Consider the following 20587-nt stretch of genomic DNA (forward strand, 5'->3'; position numbering starts at 1 on the left):
GTTTGCCAGCTAAGTAAATTTAGATTTAATGGGCATTTACGCCTTTAGGAATGATTAGATCATGTTGGAATTTCAAGCGACAAAAGATTTCTTAAACAACAAAACAATTCTTATTACTGGTGCAGGTGATGGGATTGGAAAAGCTGCAGCACTGAGTTTTTCACAATTTGGTGCCACTGTTATTTTATTAGGCAAAACAGTTAAAAAACTCGAAAATGTCTACGATTTAATTGTTGCACAAGGCAGCCCACAACCAGCGATTATTCCATTAGATTTAAAAGGGGCAACTGAACAACATTACATTGACATGGCGCAAACCATTGAAGAGCAATTTGGTCATTTAGACGGTGTACTTCATAACGCTTCTTTATTAGGCGCATTAGGCCCGTTTGAACATATGGATGCTCAATCGTTAGAGGATGTGTTAAAAATCAACGTTAGCGCGCCAGCAGTGATGACCAAAGCCCTATTGCCTGTGTTACGTAAAGCCCCTAATGCCTCTATCATCTTTACTTCAAGCGGTGTTGGCAGAAAAGGCCGAGCTTACTGGGGGCCTTATGCCATTTCTAAATTTGCCACAGAAGGAATGATGCAAGTGTTAGCTGATGAATGCGATGGCACTTCTGTGCGTGTCAACAGTATCAACCCGGGGGCAACAAGAACTGAAATGCGCGCTAAAGCCTACCCCGCAGAAGACCCATTAACATTAAAAACAGCCGAAGAAATCATACCGACATATTTATATTTAGTGGCAGATGATTCGGTTAAGGAAAATGGGCAAACCTTTAGCGCACAATAACGGTTTGTAAACTAAAGTCTGTGCCACGTAACAATCCGGTGCACTCAAACAAAAACGGAAGCAAATGCTTCCGTTTTAATTGGTTAACGAAAAATAATATTAATAATTAAAGTGCAATATTTTTCCCATTGAGTTTAATGAAGTTCTCACCAATACCAGACACCTCGGTGATCTGTTCTACCGTCTTAAATTCTCCATTTGTTTGTCGATACTTCATAATTGCTTGCGCTTTTTTCTTACCTACACCTTTAAGTTGCTGTAATTGATCAATATTTGCTTTATTAATATTAACCATCGAAGCAACCTGTTGTTGGCTTTTCGGTGTCACATTTTGTTGAGACATACCATCAGCAGCCATTAACGGTGACGCAGCGCCCAACATACCAACAAGTAAAGTAACTAATTTAAATCGTTTCATTTTATTCTCCTTAAATCCTCAGCTGTAACCGGCCTTTATCCCTGTCCATGGCCAGCAATGAGTAACTTAGTTGCAGGTGATCACATATTTACTGTCAACTAAAGCCATCATAAACGTAGTCGAAGAAATTAATTTGTTCAAAAAACAGTCTGAAATGATTTAGTCTTTATAGATACTTTCTTTATCCAGAGTATTCACATTACGTTGAGAGAATGCCTTTAACTCACTTAATAGTGATTGATAGACTTGACGCAACTTAGGTCGATTATTCACCGTAAATTTAATTGGCCGACATAGTCTCATTGCCTGATAACCAAGTCGTGCAGTCAATAACCCACCACCTAATCCTTGACCTATTCGCACTGATAATTTACCGGTCATTTCCATCGACATCATTTGAGTCCCTAAATCGGTGAGTACTTCTGAACTACCTGCATAAATAATATTGACAATAATTGTTCTAATTAACTTTATTCGGCTCCAATAACCCAGTTCGATGCCATACACATTGGCAATATCGGTTATCATCTTTTGATTGCGCCATAGAATTATCGCCATATCTAATGCAGCAAGCGGACTCGCCGCCAATAAAACAGCAGATTCAGCCGCAAAGCGTCCCACAATTTTTTTAGCCAGTTCATCACGTTCAGTTAATACTAATGAATCAAATAGCGCGAGTTTTTCGGCATCATTATGATCTTTGCTTGCACTCGCTAAATATTGTTCTTTGCCTTGTGAGTTGGGGTAAGCTTTCACCATATTATGGATAAATTTATCAGCTTCGCCTGTTTGAACACTTTGCGATAACCGCTCACTGATTTGTTGCTGTGTTGCCACTTTTTTTAATAACGACAATTTTCGCCATTCAACAAGCGCCGCTTTTATCGCCCACGTTATAACGATAGCCATCACCACGGTATAGAAACCAAACAGCCATTGACTGGTATTAAAAGCCTCTATCAACCCAAGGGCGGTTTCGACACTCACTAATGCTAATAAGCTCAATAACATCAGCTTGGTAAATTTTGACATAGGTTTAGTGGCATTAAGAGGCTGGGCTGCAATGTGCTGATCGACTATAGAGGTTAACTGCTGCTCATTAATAAATTGATCATCGCTGAAATATTGCTGTGGTTTTACGCTTGAATCGATTCTTTCAGTCTCAGTTTTGTCTGAATGTATTTTGGTGTCTTCTTGAGCAAAGACTTGCTGTTTTTGGATCATCTTTTCTCCTAAGACCTTAGTAATGATTAAATTAACAGTGACAAATAAATGCCATTTTAAAGACGGTATTTCGGTATAAACCAATAGTTAACATTTAAAATAAGGTTAAGCACGTATTTATGTCAGTTTGTCACCCAATAAATATTCCAGCAGATGATCTAAGCGCACATGATCAAAATGAGCGTTATCGCCATAGTCTTCAGGCTTAGGTGGACAAAAATCAATAAATTGGAACCCTTGTTGTTGCCAAAATGCATTCTTTGGTAATTGATTGGGCACCTCTCCTGGGTAAAGCGTTAACGCCTGTTGGTTACCGTTTTCATCAGTTGCTAACCCTTTAACCACTTCTTGCTGCCCATGAGGTGTATCGACCATCCCATGCTTAGTTGCTTTAATGGCGCTAATCGCCATCGCTTCAACATCGCAACCTTCAAAACTGGCTAAGTGATGACTTTGTTTTAACATGGCGTTGAGCAATTTCAGCATATTGCCCTGTTGATCTCGAGTTACTCGGTCAACTTGGCTCGCACAAAACAGCACTTTATCAATTTTGGGCGAAAACAGTCGGCTTAACAGGCTAGATTGGCCAAATTTAAAACTTTCTAAAATATGATTAAGTGCAACGCCCATATCATTAAATTGATCATGGCCCTTATTTAATGCACTTAAACAATTCACCAGCACGACTTGACGGTCAAACTTAGCAAAATAATGCCGATAAAAAGGCTTAACTACTTGATTCACGTATTGATCATAGCGCTGTTCTAAAACCTTATAAGCACTGTCTGTGTGACTGTCATGCAGTTGCACATGTTGGGCTTCAGTTAAATTAAATAGCGGAAAAAATGTTAATAATGGCGTGTCTTGATATTCACCCGGTAATAGCATTCGCCCGGGTTGTGCATTGTAAAACCCTTGTTGCTTGACAGAGTCGATTAATAACTCCTGATACAGAGTCGCAATGTGTTTAAGTTGCTGTTCATCTGTTGCCGCGGTTAAGTTAAGTTGAAGTAAAGCATCAGAATAAGCACCATATAATGGGCTTGTTGTAAGTGAGGACTGTCGTTGCAACTGAGCGTTACACCATTGACTAAACGATTGTTTCATCATGGGTAAATCGAGCAACCACTCACCTGGGTAATCAACAATGTCAACATACAGCGTGGCGGTATCAGTTAACTTTGCCAACACTCCCTGTTCAGGCCGATATTTTATCGCTAAGCGCAATTCTGTAATATTGCACGTAGATGCTGGCCATTTTGAAGGCTGGCTTTGTAAGGATTGGGTAGCGCTTTGGTAATCAAAGCTGGCAATGTCTAGATCAGGTTGTAAGGTACGTTTCACGCCCAGTAAACGCCCTTCCCTTGCAACTTGCCACAACGGCAACTTACCTTGATTCAAACCACTATTAAGCAATTGATTCACAAGTCCGGTTATAAATGCTGTTTTTCCCGCACCAGATAATCCGGTAACAGCAAGACGTACATGCCTGTCCGTACTGCGATTAATCAAAGATTGGGTACTTTTGGATAACTTAGCGAAGGAGCTTTCAAGCAGGCGCATAATGAACAGACCTTATACGAACAAAGGGCGGAAAAACCGCCCTGTAGAATAATTAAAGATTATCAATTTGCCTTTTAAGGTCAAAATTATCGGAAGTAACATGTCGCTCTAACCTTTGTAAACGGATCTCTAGCTGACGAAAGTTTCGATTCACATCAAACAGGGCTTTTTTAGCCGGTTCTCCTGCTTGCCATACTTTCTTCTTCAATTCGATATCTTTCGCGTTATCTTTATGGTTGATAGCAGGTTTTGCATCCAAAATCATCCATAGCGCAATATAAATGATAAACACAAAACCTGATCCACCCAGTAAAAATATAGAAACCGCTAATACTCGTACTAACCAAGTTTCAAAATTAAAGTAATCAGCAATCCCGGCACAAACCCCAGCAATCTTGCCCTTACTAGGAATGCGATAAAGGGTTCGTCCATTAGCTGTGCTCATGTTTTGCCCTCCATTCAGGTGATTCTGTATCTAAAATATTTTCTAAGGTTTCGATCCGATTACCCATTTTTTCAGCCTGAGCAATTAATTGGTTCAACTGTGAAAATTCTTCCTCAGTAAGTCCCTGGCTCACTTGCCGCTTGCTGCGATAATGAAGAATCAACCAAATTGGCGCCACAATTATTAGAAAAATGATAATAGGGGCAATAAGTAGATCCATATCCATAACTCACCTCGAAAAATTAAGATTGTGATTTATTTTTTGCTTTAGATGTTGATTTCACTTTCGCTTTTAAAGCTTCAAGTTCATCATTAATTGAGTCTTCAGCTTCTAGGGCGGCAAATTCATCTGCAAGTGTATTTTTGTTGCCTAAATCATAAGATTCAACTTGGGCTTCAAGTCCTTCAACACGACGTTCGTATTGTTCAAACTTTAACATTGCATCATCCATTTTGCTTGAATCTAACTGTTTTTTCACTTCAAGGCGAGAAGTTGCAGTTTGATTACGCATGATAATGGTTTTTTGACGTGCACGAGCATCATTTAACTTATCTTGTAATTGAGCAACTTCATCTTTTAAGCGCACAATATGCTCTTCAATGACTTGCAATTCCATTTCTAGGGTTTCAAGTAAACCAGTTGTTTTTTGTTTCTCAAGCAACGCAGCTTTAGCTAAGTCTTCACGATCTTTTGATAAAGCCAGTTCTGCTTTAGCTTGCCAATCGATAACTTGCTCTTGTACTCGAGAAATACGACGAAGCAATTCTTTTTTTTCAGCTAATACTTTAGCGGATGTAGAACGTACCTCTACGAGTGTGTCTTCCATTTCTTGGATGATAAGGCGAACCATTTTTTCCGGATCTTCCGCTTTATCGAGTAAAGCACTGATATTTGAATTTACGATATCTGCAAAGCGTGAAAAAATTCCCATAATATGTACCTCAGGTGTTGTTAGTGTCGATAAAGATAATACAGTTATCGTGCCACTTTTTAGTATCACTTTAATATCAGCATCTTAGGTGATATTTGAAGTTTTTCTTTCATTTAGTCGATTAGACAACTATTATGATTTTCACCATTTATTAGTGTAAAAGACTAACATTCTGTGAGTAAACGATTTCAACAAGATAATCTCATTGGCCAATCTAATGCTTTATTAGAAGTATTAGAACATGTCTCTAAAGTCGCACCACTTTCAAAACCGGTATTAATTATTGGTGAGCGTGGCACCGGGAAAGAGTTAATCGCTGAAAGGTTACATTATTTATCAGAGAGATGGGATCAATCATTTGTAAAACTAAACTGCTCGTCTTTAAGTGAAAACTTATTAGAAAGTGAACTTTTTGGGCATGAATCGGGCGCATTTACAGGTGCAAAAGGCAAACATGAAGGACGATTTGAACGTGCCGATGGTGGCACCTTATTCCTTGATGAGTTAGCAAATACCTCTGGGTTAATCCAAGAAAAGCTGTTACGAGTAATAGAATACGGCGAATTTGAACGAGTGGGTGGCAGTAAAACCGTCCAAACAAATGTCAGGTTAATTTGCGCCGCGAATGAAGATCTACCTTCACTTGCAGAAAATGGGGAATTTCGTGCTGATTTACTCGATAGATTAGCCTTTGATGTTATTACACTTCCTCCACTTAGGTGCCGCACTGAAGACATAAAAGCCCTTGCTGAATACTTTGCCGTTAATATGGCAAGACAATTAAACCTTGAGTACTTTACAGGTTTTAGCCCTATTGCCATGGAACAGTTAATGATGCACTCATGGCCCGGAAATATTCGTGAACTAAAGAATGTTGTCGAGCGTAGCGTTTATCGCGAAGGCAGTGATGGACAAGAGATAGCTAATATCATTTTAGATCCATTTGCTTCACCATATCGCCCAACAAAGCGGGTAAAAACGCGCGAAAGACAAGCCGAAACGCAACCTGAAATTTTAGCACCAATTTCAGTTGAAAGTACGCAGCATCAAGAGTTAGCAGCCTCGTCACAAATCACCTTCCCAATCAATTTTAAAGAATATACAGAAAGCCAAGAGGTAGAGCTTTTACAAAAAGCATTAGCTGCAGGTCAGTATAACCAGAAGAAAACAGCGGAATTATTAGGATTAAGCTATCACCAATTACGTGGGATCTTAAAAAAATACAACCTTTTAGACAAAACCTAATAAAATGGCATGTTCAGATAATTGCTCCTAAGTTCCCAACACTGTTAGAATGTTAGTCTTAACGATTATAAACTGATCCCAACATGCTTGTGCTTTATAAACGCTGGTTATTCATAATTTCTTTGTTCATCTTGATGCTGTCATCAGGGTGTAGTGAGCCGCAATTGCCCTCTGGCTTGGTTTATTGCAGTGAAGGCAACCCTGAAAGCTTTAATCCTCAACAGGTCACATCAGGTACTACAATAGATGCAACTTCACATCAACTTTATAACCGCTTAATTGATTATGATCCTGAAACAAAACAGTTTGCTCCACAACTGGCAACTCAGTGGTCAATTTCAGAAGATGGCTTGAGCTATAAGTTTGAGTTAAGGCAACATGTCACGTTCCACAACTCTCACCTTTTTACGCCGACGCGCTTTTTTAATGCCGACGACGTATTATTTTCATTTAATCGGATTATTGACCCTAACAATGCCTATCATCATGTTGGCCGTAATGGTTACCCTTATTTTCAAAGCATTAATTTTAGTCAATTGATATCGTCAATAGAAAAGGTAAACGAGTTTGAAGTTATTTTTCATTTAAATCATAAAGATGCCAGCTTCATGTTTAATCTCGCCACCGATTTTGCAGTGATATTGTCAAAGGAGTATGCTGATAATTTACTCCTCGCCGGTACGCCTGAAGACATAGACTACTTTGCGATTGGTACAGGTCCATTTAAACTCCACCAATACGTTAAAAACGATCATATTCGTTACCATCGACACACCAGTTATTGGGGGCCCAAAGTGGATACCCAGCAATTGGTTTTTGATATTACTCCCAATAGTACCTCGCGTTTTACTAAATTAATCACTGGTGATTGCAATGTATCAGCACTGCCTCGCCCTGCTGAGTTATCGGTTATTACAACTCAGCCGAACATTCGTGTTGTCAAAAATCCTGGATTAAATGTCGCGTTTTGGGCTTTTAACACGCAAAAGCCCCCGTTTAATGACCTGCGAGTCAGACAAGCCCTAGCTCATGCGATTAATAAAAAGAAAATTTTAAGTGTGGTTTACAATAATAGTGCGGTTGAAGCCTCTGGCGTTTTACCGCCTGCTTCGTGGGCATATTCGAAACATTTTGACAATAATGAATACGATCCGCAAAAAGCCAAGGCATTGTTAAAAAAAGCACATGTAACTGACCTTAGTATTGATATTTGGGCAATGCCCGTCGCCCGCACTTATAATCCCAATGCCATAAAAATGGCTGAACTGATTCAAGAAGATCTTGCTAACATTGGCGTAAAAGCCAATATCATTAGTTACGATTGGAGTGTGTTTACCCAAAAGCTTGCAAAAACCGATTATGACTCAGTATTAATTGGCTGGAATGCTGATAACAATGACCCTGACAATTTTTTCACCCCCATTTTAAGTTGTTCAGCATTAGCATCTAAAAATAATTATTCACGATGGTGCAATATCGGTTTTGACCACATCCTTGCTAAAGCAAGGGAACAAACTGAGCAATTTAAACGTCAACCTTATTTTCAAGCTGCAGAAGCAATGATCAGTAATCAAGTGCCTATTGTGCCAATTGCTCATGCACAAAAAGTGGTTCTAAAAGACAAATCTATCACTAACTTACATGTTAGACCTTATGGTGGAATTTCATTTGCCCAAACGACCCAGACCAGCACTAAGGATAAGCAATAATGTGGCAATACTTTTTTAGGCGTATCAATCTCTTTTTGGCGACGTCAATCTTATTGTTGTTAGTTCTCTATATTGCAACCGGGTTGTTTCCTGTTGATAAAAGTTTTGCCCTTAGCGGAATTGCAACGCCCAGTACTGAGCAACAACTTCAAATCAACCAAACCTATCAATTACAACAAAGCGCATTTAAACAGTTTATCGCTTATATACAGCAACGCTTGTCTGGTGATTTTGGTGTATCAATTAATTCTCAACAAGCAGTGGCGGGTGAATTAACTCGGGTCTTGCCCGCCTCACTTGAACTCGCCTTCGTCGCAGGCCTTATTGCCATTGCTTTTGGCGTTCCGCTAGGTGTTTTTGCGGCATTAACACAAAATGTATTTTTACAGCGCCTAATATTGGCAATAACACTCACAGGTTATTCTGTGCCAGTATTCTGGTTAGGATTAAGCTTGTTGCTGTGGTTTGGAGTTAACTTAAATTGGTTACCCACTTCAGGCCAAATTAATCTTCTTTATGACATTGATTCTGTCACCGGGGTGATGTTAATTGATACCTTATTATCAGCTAAACCCTACAGTTTCGCGGCATTTCAAGATGCGGTACTGCATTTAATCTTGCCGGCGGTCACACTCGCAGTGTTGCCATTTACCATTGTTACCCGTATTACCCGTCAAGCATTAACCAATGTAATGGAACAATCATATATTCGCGCAGCCGAAGCTCGCGGATTGGGTACCAGTAAAATTCTATTTCGCCATGGCCTACCTAACGCACTAGTACCTGTCTTAAAGAGCATTGGTTTGATGTTGGGCACTTTTGCCAGTTATGGCATTGTCGTAGAAGTTATTTTTTCTTGGCCTGGGGTCGGTAACTGGCTTATTTCAGGTATATACCAGCGAGATTACACCGTCATTCAAGCCGGTATTTTATCGGTATCATTATTGATTATTTCTCTTAGTATTTTCATTGAAATGTTACATACGGCAATTAACCCTGTCAGTCGAAAGGAGTTATATGCATCTAAATAACATCCACTATGAAGAAAAAAAAGCCACTCACCTTCGGCGAATTTGGCAAACCTTTATTGATAACCCTTTAGCTTTGGTTGGGTTATGGGCGATTGCGTGTCTGATATTGCTGACACTACTAACCCCTTTTATTGCTCCGTTTTCTCCTGAAGCACAAAATTCACAGGCAATTTTAATGCCTCCATCATGGCATGAGCACGGTTCAGTTGAATACTTTTTTGGCACAGATGATTTAGGCCGAGATATTTTTAGCCGCATTTTGCATGGGGTTCAACTTACCTTTGGTATGTCATTGGTGATCGTTTTTGCAGCGCTATTTATCGGTTTTATCATTGGTGCAATTTCTGGAATGATGACAGGACTTAAATCGAGTATTTTAGGCCACTTATTTGATGCCTTACTTTCCATTCCGTCCCTATTAATGGCCATTTTGGTTGTTGCGGTTATCGGCCCAGGACTGACCAATGTATTTTGGGCAGTTGGCATTGCTATGGTGCCGCAATTTATACGTGCCATACATCAAGCAGTGCATGAAGAGTTACAAAAAGATTATGTCACTGCCGCTAAATTAGATGGGGCGAATTCGTTACAAATATTTTGGTATGTCATTATGCCCAACGTTTGGGATATCTTAATTATTCAAGTTACTATGGCGATTTCAGCAGCCATATTAGACATTGCCGCATTAGGCTTTTTAAAACTCGGGGCGCAAGCGCCAAGCCCCGAATGGGGTGCGATGATGGCACAAGGATTAGATAATTTATTACTTGCGCCTTGGACCATCACTATTCCTGGTGTTGCCATATTAATTACAGTGTTATCTATCAACTTAGTTGGTGATGGCCTACGCTCAGCGCTTGTTCCTAAAAGAAATTAACCATGCCATTACTTGATATTCGCAACTTAACCATTGAACTCAATACCGACAGCGGAATCGTCAAGGTGTTAGAAAAAGTGAGCTTGACCCTCAACAGTGGTGAAATACACGGTTTAGTGGGTGAGTCAGGCTCAGGACGAACCTTATTAGCTAAAGCGGTACTTGGGGTGCTAGGTTCTCACTGGCGGGTTCGCGCCGATCGAATGATGTGGGATGGCCAAAGCTTATTAGATATGAAGCCGAAACAACGCCGAAGTATTATGGGCAGTGAAATTGCCATGATTTTTCAGGATCCAGTTGGCAGTTTAGACCCAGTTAGAACCATCGGTAGCCAGCTAACTGAAGCGATGGTGCCCAATAAAAAAGTGCCTTTTTGGCGACGTGATAAAGACACTGAATTAAATGCGCAAAAGTGGCTTCATAAAGTCGGTATTAAGCATCCCAAAAAATTAATGAGTTGCTTCCCTTGGGAATTGTCAGATGGTGAATGCCAAAAAGTCATGATTGCGATGGCGGTATCGAATTATCCAAAATTAATTATTGCTGATGAACCAACAAACTCTATGGAAGTCAGTACACAAGCGCAAATATTTAGATTATTATCCCAACTGAATCAACTACAAAACGTATCAATATTGGTGATCAGTCATGAGTTAGAAACGCTCACTAAATGGTGTAATAAATTAACGGTATTATACAGTGGCCAAATAATGGAGTCAGGGCCAACATCTGCCATTATTGCCAAGCCTTACCACCCTTACACTTATGCGCTACTAAAAAATTTACCAGAACATACAAGTAAAATGCGTCATAAGTCGCTATTACCTAGTTTGCCCGGTTCATCAGCTTCGGTGCATCATTTACCTGCAGGTTGCCGTCTGGGACCTCGCTGCCCAGAAGCTGAACGCAAGTGTGTCCAACAACCTAGCTTAGTCCATGAGAAAGACCGCTATTTTGCTTGCCACTTCCCACTAAACAATGAACGCGATGAAGACGATGGCACCATTACTTAAAGTTTCAAATTTAAGCAAACAGTACTGTACCGGCTTTAAATGGTTTAAACGCCAATATTACCAAGCGCTTAACCCAATTTCCTTTGAGTTAGATAAAGGAGAGACATTAGCCATTGTTGGTGAGGTTGGTTCAGGTAAAAGTACTCTCGCCCGTATTCTGGTAGGTGCAGAGCGACGCAGTAACGGCGAGATTATTTTTGAAGATGAATCGCTTGAAACAAAAAACTTAAAACAGCGCTGTCGCTTAATAAGAATGATTTTCCAAGATCCAAATACCTCATTAAACCCCAAGTTATCTATTGGCGACTTATTAGATGAACCTCTGAGATTTAATAGCAGTCTCAATAAAACAGAGCGGCGTAAACAAGTTTACGACACATTGAGGAAGGTTGGCTTACTACCTGAACATGCAGAGTTTTATCCGCATATGATTTCAGAAGGTCAAAAGCAACGCGTTGCTGTCGCCCGCGCCTTAATGCTCAACCCCAAAATTATTATTGCCGATGAAGCATTAACCGCACTTGATTTATCAGTGCGATCGCAAATCATCAACTTGTTGCTTAAATTACAAAAAGAACTTGGATTATCGTATATCTTCGTTTCCCACAATCTTAGTATAATCAAACATATGAGTGATAAAGTGATGGTGTTAAAAGATGGTAATTTAGTCGAAAAAGCGACTACCGAACAATTATTTACTAACCCACAACATGAATACACTAAAAAGTTAATTGTTGAGCAAAGTCAACGCCTTCAAAGTCGCTAAACTGCTCCAACCACTGCTATTTTCCGACTAAAAAGTCAAAAATAAGTGCCATTTCGGCGTCTAACTATTTATGCTAATACCATTGTTAATGGAAAAAACGAAAATATGATTATTAAACCCAAAATACGTGGTTTTATTTGTACCACAACTCACCCTGTTGGCTGTGAAGCAAACGTCAAAGAACAAATTAACTTAACCAAAGCCAAAGGCAAAATTGCCAATGGTCCTAAAAAGGTATTAGTTGTTGGCTCATCGAGCGGTTATGGCCTTTCTTCACGCATCGCAGCCGCTTTTGGTAGTGACGCTGCTACGATTGGTGTGTTCTTCGAAAAACCAAGCTCTGATACCAAAACTGGCACCGCAGGCTGGTATAACTCTGCTTATTTTGACCAATTTGCCAAAGCTGAAGGTTTATATTCTAAAAGTATTAATGGTGACGCCTTTAGTCACGATGCTAAACAAAAAGTAATTGAGCTAATTAAACAAGACCTAGGTCAAATTGACATGGTGGTGTACTCATTAGCATCACCGGTAAGAAAACTGCCTGACACTGGTGAGCTTATTCGTTCATCACTTAAACCAATTGGCGAGACCTATACAGCGACCGCAGTAGACACGAATAAAAACACCATTATTGAAACCTCAGTCGAACCTGCTACTGAGCAAGAAATTGCTGATACAGTTACGGTTATGGGCGGCCAAGATTGGGAGTTATGGGTCAATGCACTTAGTGATGCTGGTGTATTATCTGATGACTGCAAAACAGTCGCATATAGCTATATTGGCACCGAAATTACATGGCCAATCTACTGGCACGGCGCACTGGGTAAAGCGAAGATGGACTTAGACCGCGCCGCACATGCATTAAACACTAAATTGTCAGCCACTGGTGGCTCAGCGAATGTTTCAGTGTTAAAAAGTGTTGTGACTCAAGCCAGTTCTGCCATACCTGTGATGCCACTATATATTGCGATGGTATTTAAAAAAATGCGCGAAGAAGGTGTCCATGAAGGTTGTATGGATCAAATATATCGCTTATTTAGTGAGCGTCTATTCCGCCAAGATGGTTTACCACCACAAACAGATGATAATAATCGCCTACGTTTAGATGATTGGGAGTTACGAGAAGATATTCAAAAGCATTGCCAAGAACTATGGGCTGATGTGACAACAGAAAATCTCACAGAACTTACTGATTATAATGAGTACAAGGAAGAATTCTTAAAGCTATTCGGCTTCGGAATTAAAGACATTGATTACGATGTAGATGTAAATCCAAACGTTAACTTTGATGTTATTAGCTTATAACAGATAAATTAATAATAAAAACCAAGTCTACTGGCTTGGTTTTTTTATGCTTGCACGCAATTATTTTATTATTATCAACCATGATTACAAACATCTTGTTATCAACTAGTTTACTTTTAACCTTTTTATCGTTAACAGTTATACTCTACGCTTTGATTTTTTAACTTCAACTTCAACTACATACATTTCAGTTGACATCAATTCTTCCTTAAGACATTCAAAAAATAAACAAAGAAGAAAACTTAATCTAAACTATTTAAAAAAATCTAACTTTAGAAAGTAATCCTAATTTCAAATCAGTATATTTAGGCTAAATCAAACTTACTTTCAAGTTATTATGTTCCAAAATAATTAAAATAATTAAAATAATTTATAAACAATTCCTCCCAAAAACCAAACATTATCAATAATTAGCTATTTCTATGATAAGTCATATCTAGATTAACAAAGAACTAGATTCATATTTAATAAACAATCCATTTTTCATAAAACATCCAATAAAAAAGGCCAAGTTGATGAGACTTGGCCAGAGGGGGATATTTAAAGAAAATGAGTTTCTTTAATGATTACTTTTTCTTTAGTGCATGTTTAGCAGCATTTTTACCAGCAATGCGACCAAATATAACCGTGTCAGCAATGGCATTACCACCTAAACGGTTAAAGCCATGTACGCCACCTGTAACCTCACCAGCTGCAAATAAACCATCCATTTTCCAGCTTTGTAAGTTTAGTACGTTTGCATCAGTATCAATTGCAACACCACCCATAGTATGGTGAATACCAGGTGCAACTTTCACTGCATAGAAAGGTGGTTGGTTAAATTTAATTGGCATATCTTCACGACCAAATGCAGCATCTTTACCAGCAGCTTGATACTTATTGTAATCAGCAACTGTTTTAGCAAGATCTTTCATGCCAGTAGCTTTAGCAAGTTCTTCAATCGTACTACCTTTACTTAGCATTCCTAAGCGGTCATAACCACGTATCATTTTTTTCTTTTCAACTAACTGCTTATCAAACACCAACCAAGCATATTTACCTTTTTGCTTAAGTATTGCATCTGATGCACGGTCACGTGTGGTTAACTCATTAACAAAGCGTTGACCGTCGGTATTTACCATAATGGCACCAACACCACGTACAGTTTCAGAAATAAGAATACGGCTATCTTTACCAACAGTTGGATGAGCTTGAACCCAATCAATATCAGTCATCGACGCGCCAATTTCTTTTGCAAGTAAAATGCCGTCGCCAGTAGCTGTTACGTTGTTTGAACTAGTCATATCTTTAAATGTTGGACGATAGTAAGCAATCATTTGCTTGTTCATGCCGTAACCACCAGTTGCTAATACAACTGAACCAGCAGCAATCATGTTATAGCCAGAATGACGACCATGCACCACGACACCAGCAACTGATTTATCATCATTTAATACAATTTTCTCTACACGAGAATTTAAGCGCACAGGAATACCACGTTCTTTTGCGACTTTATTTAAAGTAGCCATAATTTGTGGACCTGCAGAAGCACCGCCATGTGGACGATGAGTACGTTGAACTCTCGCACCACCAGAACGTGTTAGGTCATCAAGGTTTACACCTAAAGATTCAAGCCATTTAACCGCGTCAGCAGATTGTTCGCCTAAAATTTTCACTAATTTCGGATCGTTTTTATAACGGCCACCTTTCATAGTGTCTTCAATAAACCAGTTAACAGAGTCCTTAATACCTTTAGCTTTTTGTTGTGGTGTACCAACAGCGTTTATACCACCAGCAGCAAGCATTGAATTACCGCCCACGTAAGGAGCTTTTTCAAGTAGTAATACTTTTGCGCCTTCAACTTGAGCAGAAAGAGCCGCATTGAAACCAGCGTTACCACCACCGACAACAACGACATCGACAGTTTCTACAGGGCCTCTAGCAATGGCTTTTTTGATCTTGTCTTGATCCCAGTCACCATCCCATTTTTTCTTAGCTTTTGCGTCAGCAAAAGGCATTTCCATTTTGAAATTATGACAGTTATTACAGGTTAACTTAGGTTTAGCATGGCCTGAATGACATGTTGTACAGTTAATTTCACCTAAGTGTGAACCATGGGGATCTAATTTTAATTTTTTATCCGCTAAATCAGCAAAACCACCATGACACTCTTTACATTGAGCATTGATATGAGTCTCACTATCAGTAATTGATTTTTTAATATCTTTCATCTTGCCATCGGCGTGACATGTCTGACAGTCACCCATTTTAAGATGAAATGACGCTAAGTCATTTTTGGCAACGGCATTGGCAGACGCTAGCATCATCACTGCTGCAGCCATAACCGAAGCTAGATTTTTAACTTTCATGTTTCATTCCTTTATAAATGTTTTTACTTCACCACTCGTTGGCGCACACAATACCTATTAAAGAGTAGTAAAACTTAGACCTTTATCAAATCTAATCTATAGTTAAATTTTTATGAAAACGCATTCAATTTTTTTTAAACCATAGCAAAAGCAAAACAATTGTGACTCATATTCATTTAAAAATAATAAATAATGACTACGATCTAAATCATCAAATGGTTAGACATCTTAATTAATTTTTTTATTCGCCTCCTTTATTAAAAGGATGAGAAAATTAAGCAAAAAACATTAGGAACAATTAGTTAAATACAAATAAACCTTTTAAATCAAAACCTATTTAAATATATTTTTATTGATTAAACAAGAGATTGAATCATGAAAAAAACATTATTATCAATGACTATTTTTGGTCTTCTATCAGCAACTTCATATAATGCATTAGCTGATTCACCACAAATATACGGCCGCTTTGATATGGCACTAACCCATTCAGAAAATGGCGTTACTACCCAAAATCAAAAGTCTGGTACCATTCTTGAAAATAACTTTTCAAGATTGGGTATCCATGGCAGCGAGGCAATAACTGACAATATTGAGCTGCTCTATCGCGCTGAATTTGAAGTTGATTCAGCGACCAATGAAGGTAGCAGCGAAGTATTCAAAGCAAGAAGCACCTATTTAGGGGTGAAAAGTGATTTAGGTACTCTAATAGTTGGTCGAAATGACACCGTAATGAAAAGCTCTAAAGGAACAGCAGAAGCTTTTGCACTAACTAACGCAGCTTATAATCGTATGATTGCCGGTCAAGATCGTAAAGCAGATGGCGTAACGTATTACTCACCTAAAATAGCTGACTTAGTTTCAGTTAACGCGACCTATTTAATGGATGATAATTACGAAGATTCAGACGAACAGCAATACGCAGTTAGCATCGTCGCTGGCGACAAAAAAATGAAAAAACAATCATTTTATCTTGCCGCTGCCTATAACACTATTGGTGGCGTAGATGCCTACAGAGGAGTTGCACAATACAAAATCGGCAACCTAAAATTAGGTGGTTTATTTCAAAATACCGAAAGTCAAACCTACAATGAAAAAGAAGGTAATTCTTACTTTTTCAGCGCGGTATATAACTTAAACGGTGTCAACCTAAAGGCTGAAATTGGTAAAGATAAAGCAGGCTTTGGTAAATACCTCAAAAATAGTACAAGCGATTACAAGAATGCCACTGATGTTGACATAACCTCATTGGTAGTCGGTGCTGATTACCGTTTAGCAAAATCAACTCTTCTATACACTCACTATGCTAGATATGAAGGTGAATTTCGCGTTAAAAATGCAGGCCCTGTCATTGATTTAGACGAAGATAATATTGTTACTGTTGGTGTTAGATACGACTTTTAAGACGTAATAACAACAGTTTTCACAGCGTTAGTGTAAACTTTTATGCTAACGCTTTTTTGTCATATTTAATTGTTAAAATTTGAACAAGGTTACAAAAAAAAACATGCGAATGTTTGATTTTGTGATGTTTTTTTATGACTCAGTTATAATTAACAAAATCTATTTTATCGACATTGTGTAAATGAAAATTACGCTTAAACAGTTAACCATTTTTAAAGCTATCCACAGCAAAGGACAAATATCAAAAGCAGCGCAAATGTTGCACATGTCGGTTCCAGCTGTAAGCATGGCACTCAAAGAACTCGAAAGTTCCCTTGGTACACGGTTATTTGAACGCAGTAGTAATGGATTAAAAATCAATGACAATGGCGAAGTGATATTACCTTATGCCAATGAAATGATTTCAAAAGGAACACAGTTAGAGCAAATGTTTGCTGAGCGTAATGCTGTTGGTGGCACAATTAAAGTGGGCAGTAGCAAAACCGCAGGCAACTATGTTTTGTCTCGAAAAATTCCGCAATTTAAAAAACTAAACCCACTAGTCGATATTAAATTGGTTATTAATAACAGTTTAACTATTGAAAAAATGGTCTCTGAAAAAGAATTAGATTTAGGCTTCGTTGATGCAAAACCTGGACTAAATAATTTAATGTATAATGAATGGATAAAAGATAAAATTTGTCTTGTTACTGGCTGTAATAATCCACTTGTGAGTGAAGATATTACAGCGGAATTATTATCTAAACAATTATGGGTACTAGATAGCACCATGTCAGCATCTAGATTGCGTAATACCCAACTGTTAAGAAGTGCAAAAATTAAGATTCATCACGAACTTTCGATGAACACTATGGGTGCAATTAAACGTGCAATTGGTACTGGGATTGGCGTCAGTGTTATGCCTTACTTAGCGGTAAAAGAAGAAATCAGCCGAGGTGAAATTGTAGAATTACAATTACCTGAGTGGAATTTTCAACGCAGATACTGGTCTATTTCCCGCAAAGACGAACAAGCGTCTGACATTATCGATAAATTTATTACATTCTGTAATATAGATGAAACCGTAAATACCCAATGATCAATCAAGACCCCATTATTTTTAGTGTATTATGTTTAGTCATTCTTTTTATATTATACGCCAGCAAATTACCCACGCCATGGGTTAAAAAGGTATTTAGTATATTCCCTACAATGGTTCTTTGTTACATCATTCCTTCATTATTAAACTCCTTGGGAATTATTGACAGTCAAAATAGTGCACTTTCAGTTTTTTCTTCTAATTATTTAATGCCAGCATGCTTAACGTTGTTAATTATTGGGGTTGATTTAAAGTCCATATTACAACTAAGCCCTAAGATCATAATATTGTTCATTATGGGCAGCTTTGGGGTATTGCTTGGTGGCCCTATTACTCTGTGGATAATCTCATGTATCAGCCCAGACTCAGTTGCATGGAGTGGAACGAATTCGGCATGGCGAGGCATGGCTACGCTAGCCGGCAATTGGATTGGAGGTACCGCCAATCAGTTATCGATGAAAGATATTTTCAATGTAGAAAACAATATTTTTACGATTATGATTTCAGTAAACGTTGTTTTTTCAGCGATTTGGATGACATTTTTACTTTTTTTAGCCAAGCATGCCAATGCCATTGATAAAAAAATAAATGCTAACACTATTAATGTCACCAACTTGATTAAAAGTGAACAACACACACACCTTCCTATCTCAGTAGTTCAATGGCGAGCTTACGCACTGATGTTTTTGATTGCCGTTGTAGTAACGACATTAGCTCATTATATTTCAAATCACATTGCACCTTTTATTGGTACACATTACCCACAATGGGACAAATTTAGTTTATCGTCTAAATTTTTCTGGTTAGTTATAAGCGTAACTACCCTCTCTTTATTATTAGCCAATACGCGTGTGCGCCAGTTAGAGAAAGCGGGGACAACAAAAGTTGCAAGCGGGTTACTGTATTTTATAATCGCGAATATGGGGTTACAAATGGATTTGACCACCATTAATCATTTTCCCATTTACTTTTTTATTGGATTTATTTGGTTATCGATACATGGTTTGTTTGTATTAATTACGGGCTTATTCATCCGTGCACCTGTGGCCTACATGGCATTAAGCAGTCAATGTTGTATTGGTGGTGCAGCTTCTGCGCCTGTTGTCGCCATGGCGTTTCATCGATCACTTACACCGATTGCTATTTTGTTATCTGTCTTTGGCTATGCTTGGGCAACTTATATGGCGTGGCTATGTGCAGCATTAATGCAAGGCGTTACACCTTAATTTTAAAATTGAGCGTTTATAGTTTTATATAACGTATTTATTAATGATCGCAATCAAAATGCAGCCTATCATCTTAAGATTTACTCACTAAGTTAGAATATTAGCGCCTAGTTTACTGCCAATAAAATAGTGCTCACCATTTTTTTATCTTGATTAATACCGCATCGTTCTATCACTAATGGAATATCAGCTAATTGGTAACCTTCACGCTCAAGGTAAACACCATAGAGAAATTTAATTTTATCCTCAAGCCCGATATCACAGCCTCTATGGGGTAGTTGTAGCATTTTACACTTTGGTAAGGTTGTCACATAAAAGTGCTCAGAAGCAGCAATGCTTGCGGTTAAAGCATCATATTGAGCATCATTCAACACCGCTGTTATTTCAACATCAACGTTACTATTAGGCTCGGTATCTAAACTTTTCATTAAATGAAAAGAGCGGCTCATTTGGTGATTGATATGATGATGTTCTTGCCATGCAGTCAATGCATTAATTGTTTGCGATAAGTACTGTTTCTCACCTTGATGACGAATTGCAATTAAGCGTTGACTTCTGAACTCTATAATCTGGATATCATTACTAAAGTCTTGTACGTTGTTTAATCCTTTAGCAAGCGTATTCAGTGGTTGCTGACGACTAAAGAAATTCCCCCAGTCAGGCTTTACTCTAAAATCATAAACTGTTTGACCGATTGCATTGAAAAAAGCTTGTTCAAACTCCATTGATTGACCAAAACCTGCCTGATGTGAAATATCTTCGATTGATACTCGGGTTTCAAAAGCCAATTTTTGCGCACAATCAAGCATTTTCAATATCGTAAAATAACTGTCTATGTTTGTATGAAACAAGGCACTAAAAGCCACTTCAAACTGCTGCAATGGAATAGAAGTTAGTTGCGATAACAAATCAATATCAAGTGGTTTTTCTAAGTTTTGCTCAAGATAATCGAGTGCAATTTCAAAATTTTTTAATAATGTCATTTCAATTCCATTGGCAAGAAATACGCAACTAAAATAAAGGTTTACCCTTTACAGTATAAATGAAAGCCGGCAAGGGTTTAATTCAATCCCACGAGGCAAACGTCCAGTCTCTTATTAAATACCTAATGCACTAACTGCATGAGTGAAAACATATCGTGCGACTAAAAATAAAAAAGCCCCCAAACCTTGTTAGATTTGAGGGCTTAATAAGTGTGTTA

Annotated in this window: 19 protein-coding genes; 11 read left to right on the forward strand and 8 right to left on the reverse strand. The window is 38.4% G+C overall.

Features of this window, described 5'->3' with window-relative positions; all coding sequences use genetic code 11:
• Positions 1-61 precede the first annotated feature (61 nt).
• On the forward strand, positions 62-799 hold the full coding sequence (locus tag G3R48_RS14870; RefSeq protein WP_153662239.1) for a YciK family oxidoreductase: 738 nt from the start codon (positions 62-64) through the stop codon (positions 797-799).
• 106 nt (positions 800-905) lie between these two features.
• Here the strand turns inward: G3R48_RS14870 and G3R48_RS14875 are convergent, their stop codons facing one another.
• The 6 genes from G3R48_RS14875 to pspA all read right to left on the reverse strand — a co-directional run bounded on the left by G3R48_RS14875 (position 906) and on the right by pspA (position 5381).
• Positions 906-1217, reverse strand: a complete 312-nt coding sequence (locus G3R48_RS14875) for a ComEA family DNA-binding protein (RefSeq protein ID WP_153662241.1) — start codon at positions 1215-1217, stop codon at positions 906-908.
• Between the two features lie 159 nt (positions 1218-1376).
• The gene (locus tag G3R48_RS14880) at positions 1377-2441 is read right to left on the reverse strand and encodes a TIGR01620 family protein (RefSeq protein WP_153662243.1); all 1065 of its coding nucleotides are present in this window, start codon (positions 2439-2441) and stop codon (positions 1377-1379) included.
• 117 nt (positions 2442-2558) lie between these two features.
• Positions 2559-4004 (reverse strand): YcjX family GTP-binding protein, encoded by a 1446-nt coding sequence (locus tag G3R48_RS14885; RefSeq protein ID WP_153662245.1) that lies wholly within the window; start codon positions 4002-4004, stop codon positions 2559-2561.
• A gap of 52 nt (positions 4005-4056) precedes the next feature.
• Positions 4057-4449, reverse strand: coding sequence for an envelope stress response membrane protein PspC (gene pspC / locus G3R48_RS14890; protein WP_153662247.1), 393 nt, complete (start codon positions 4447-4449; stop codon positions 4057-4059).
• Positions 4436-4675, reverse strand: coding sequence for an envelope stress response membrane protein PspB (gene pspB / locus G3R48_RS14895; protein WP_153662249.1), 240 nt, complete (start codon positions 4673-4675; stop codon positions 4436-4438). Before pspB ends, pspC begins: the two co-directional genes overlap by 14 nt.
• 16 nt (positions 4676-4691) lie before the next feature.
• Positions 4692-5381: a phage shock protein PspA gene (gene pspA / locus G3R48_RS14900; protein WP_153662251.1), complete on the reverse strand. Its 690-nt coding sequence runs from the start codon at positions 5379-5381 to the stop codon at positions 4692-4694.
• A gap of 174 nt (positions 5382-5555) precedes the next feature.
• Here pspA and pspF point away from each other — a divergent pair, with 174 nt between their 5' ends.
• The 7 genes from pspF (at position 5556) to fabV (ending at position 13330) form a co-directional block, all read left to right on the forward strand.
• A complete protein-coding gene (gene pspF, locus G3R48_RS14905; RefSeq protein WP_212593384.1) occupies positions 5556-6626 on the forward strand; it encodes a phage shock protein operon transcriptional activator in 1071 nt (356 codons plus the stop codon).
• Positions 6627-6760: 134 nt separating this feature from the next.
• Complete coding sequence (locus G3R48_RS14910; RefSeq protein ID WP_228497326.1) at positions 6761-8335, forward strand: ABC transporter substrate-binding protein; 1575 nt, start codon at positions 6761-6763, stop codon at positions 8333-8335.
• Positions 8335-9366, forward strand: a complete 1032-nt coding sequence (locus tag G3R48_RS14915) for an ABC transporter permease (RefSeq protein WP_153662255.1) — start codon at positions 8335-8337, stop codon at positions 9364-9366. Before G3R48_RS14910 ends, G3R48_RS14915 begins: the two co-directional genes overlap by 1 nt.
• A complete protein-coding gene (locus G3R48_RS14920) occupies positions 9353-10243 on the forward strand; it encodes an ABC transporter permease subunit (RefSeq protein WP_153662256.1) in 891 nt (296 codons plus the stop codon). Before G3R48_RS14915 ends, G3R48_RS14920 begins: the two co-directional genes overlap by 14 nt.
• 2 nt (positions 10244-10245) lie before the next feature.
• Entirely contained in the window at positions 10246-11256 is a 1011-nt protein-coding gene (locus tag G3R48_RS14925) for an oligopeptide/dipeptide ABC transporter ATP-binding protein (RefSeq protein ID WP_153662258.1), read from the forward strand.
• Entirely contained in the window at positions 11231-12022 is a 792-nt protein-coding gene (locus G3R48_RS14930) for a peptide ABC transporter ATP-binding protein (protein ID WP_194823846.1), read from the forward strand. Before G3R48_RS14925 ends, G3R48_RS14930 begins: the two co-directional genes overlap by 26 nt.
• 105 nt (positions 12023-12127) lie before the next feature.
• On the forward strand, positions 12128-13330 hold the full coding sequence (gene fabV, locus G3R48_RS14935; RefSeq protein WP_153662260.1) for an enoyl-ACP reductase FabV: 1203 nt from the start codon (positions 12128-12130) through the stop codon (positions 13328-13330).
• Positions 13331-13896: 566 nt separating this feature from the next.
• Here fabV and G3R48_RS14940 read toward each other — a convergent pair.
• Positions 13897-15678, reverse strand: a complete 1782-nt coding sequence (locus G3R48_RS14940) for a flavocytochrome c (protein ID WP_153662262.1) — start codon at positions 15676-15678, stop codon at positions 13897-13899.
• A 375-nt stretch (positions 15679-16053) separates the two neighbouring features.
• Between G3R48_RS14940 and G3R48_RS14945 the strand changes: the two genes are divergently transcribed.
• From G3R48_RS14945 to G3R48_RS14955, 3 genes are all read left to right on the forward strand, one after another.
• Positions 16054-17082 (forward strand): porin, encoded by a 1029-nt coding sequence (locus G3R48_RS14945; RefSeq protein WP_153662264.1) that lies wholly within the window; start codon positions 16054-16056, stop codon positions 17080-17082.
• A 181-nt stretch (positions 17083-17263) separates the two neighbouring features.
• Positions 17264-18160 (forward strand): LysR family transcriptional regulator, encoded by an 897-nt coding sequence (locus tag G3R48_RS14950; protein ID WP_153662266.1) that lies wholly within the window; start codon positions 17264-17266, stop codon positions 18158-18160.
• Entirely contained in the window at positions 18157-19386 is a 1230-nt protein-coding gene (locus tag G3R48_RS14955; RefSeq protein WP_153662268.1) for a DUF819 family protein, read from the forward strand. The genes G3R48_RS14950 and G3R48_RS14955 overlap by 4 nt, the downstream gene beginning before the upstream one ends.
• Positions 19387-19493: 107 nt before the next feature.
• On the opposite strand, the gene G3R48_RS14960 is transcribed toward G3R48_RS14955, so the two are convergent.
• Positions 19494-20369 carry an AraC family transcriptional regulator gene (locus tag G3R48_RS14960; protein WP_153662270.1) on the reverse strand — a complete coding sequence of 292 codons (876 nt, stop codon included), beginning with the start codon at positions 20367-20369 and terminating at the stop codon, positions 19494-19496.
• Positions 20370-20587: the final 218 nt, after the last annotated feature.

This window comes from Shewanella intestini, assembly GCF_018221465.1.
GTDB classification, from domain to species: domain Bacteria; phylum Pseudomonadota; class Gammaproteobacteria; order Enterobacterales; family Shewanellaceae; genus Shewanella; species Shewanella intestini.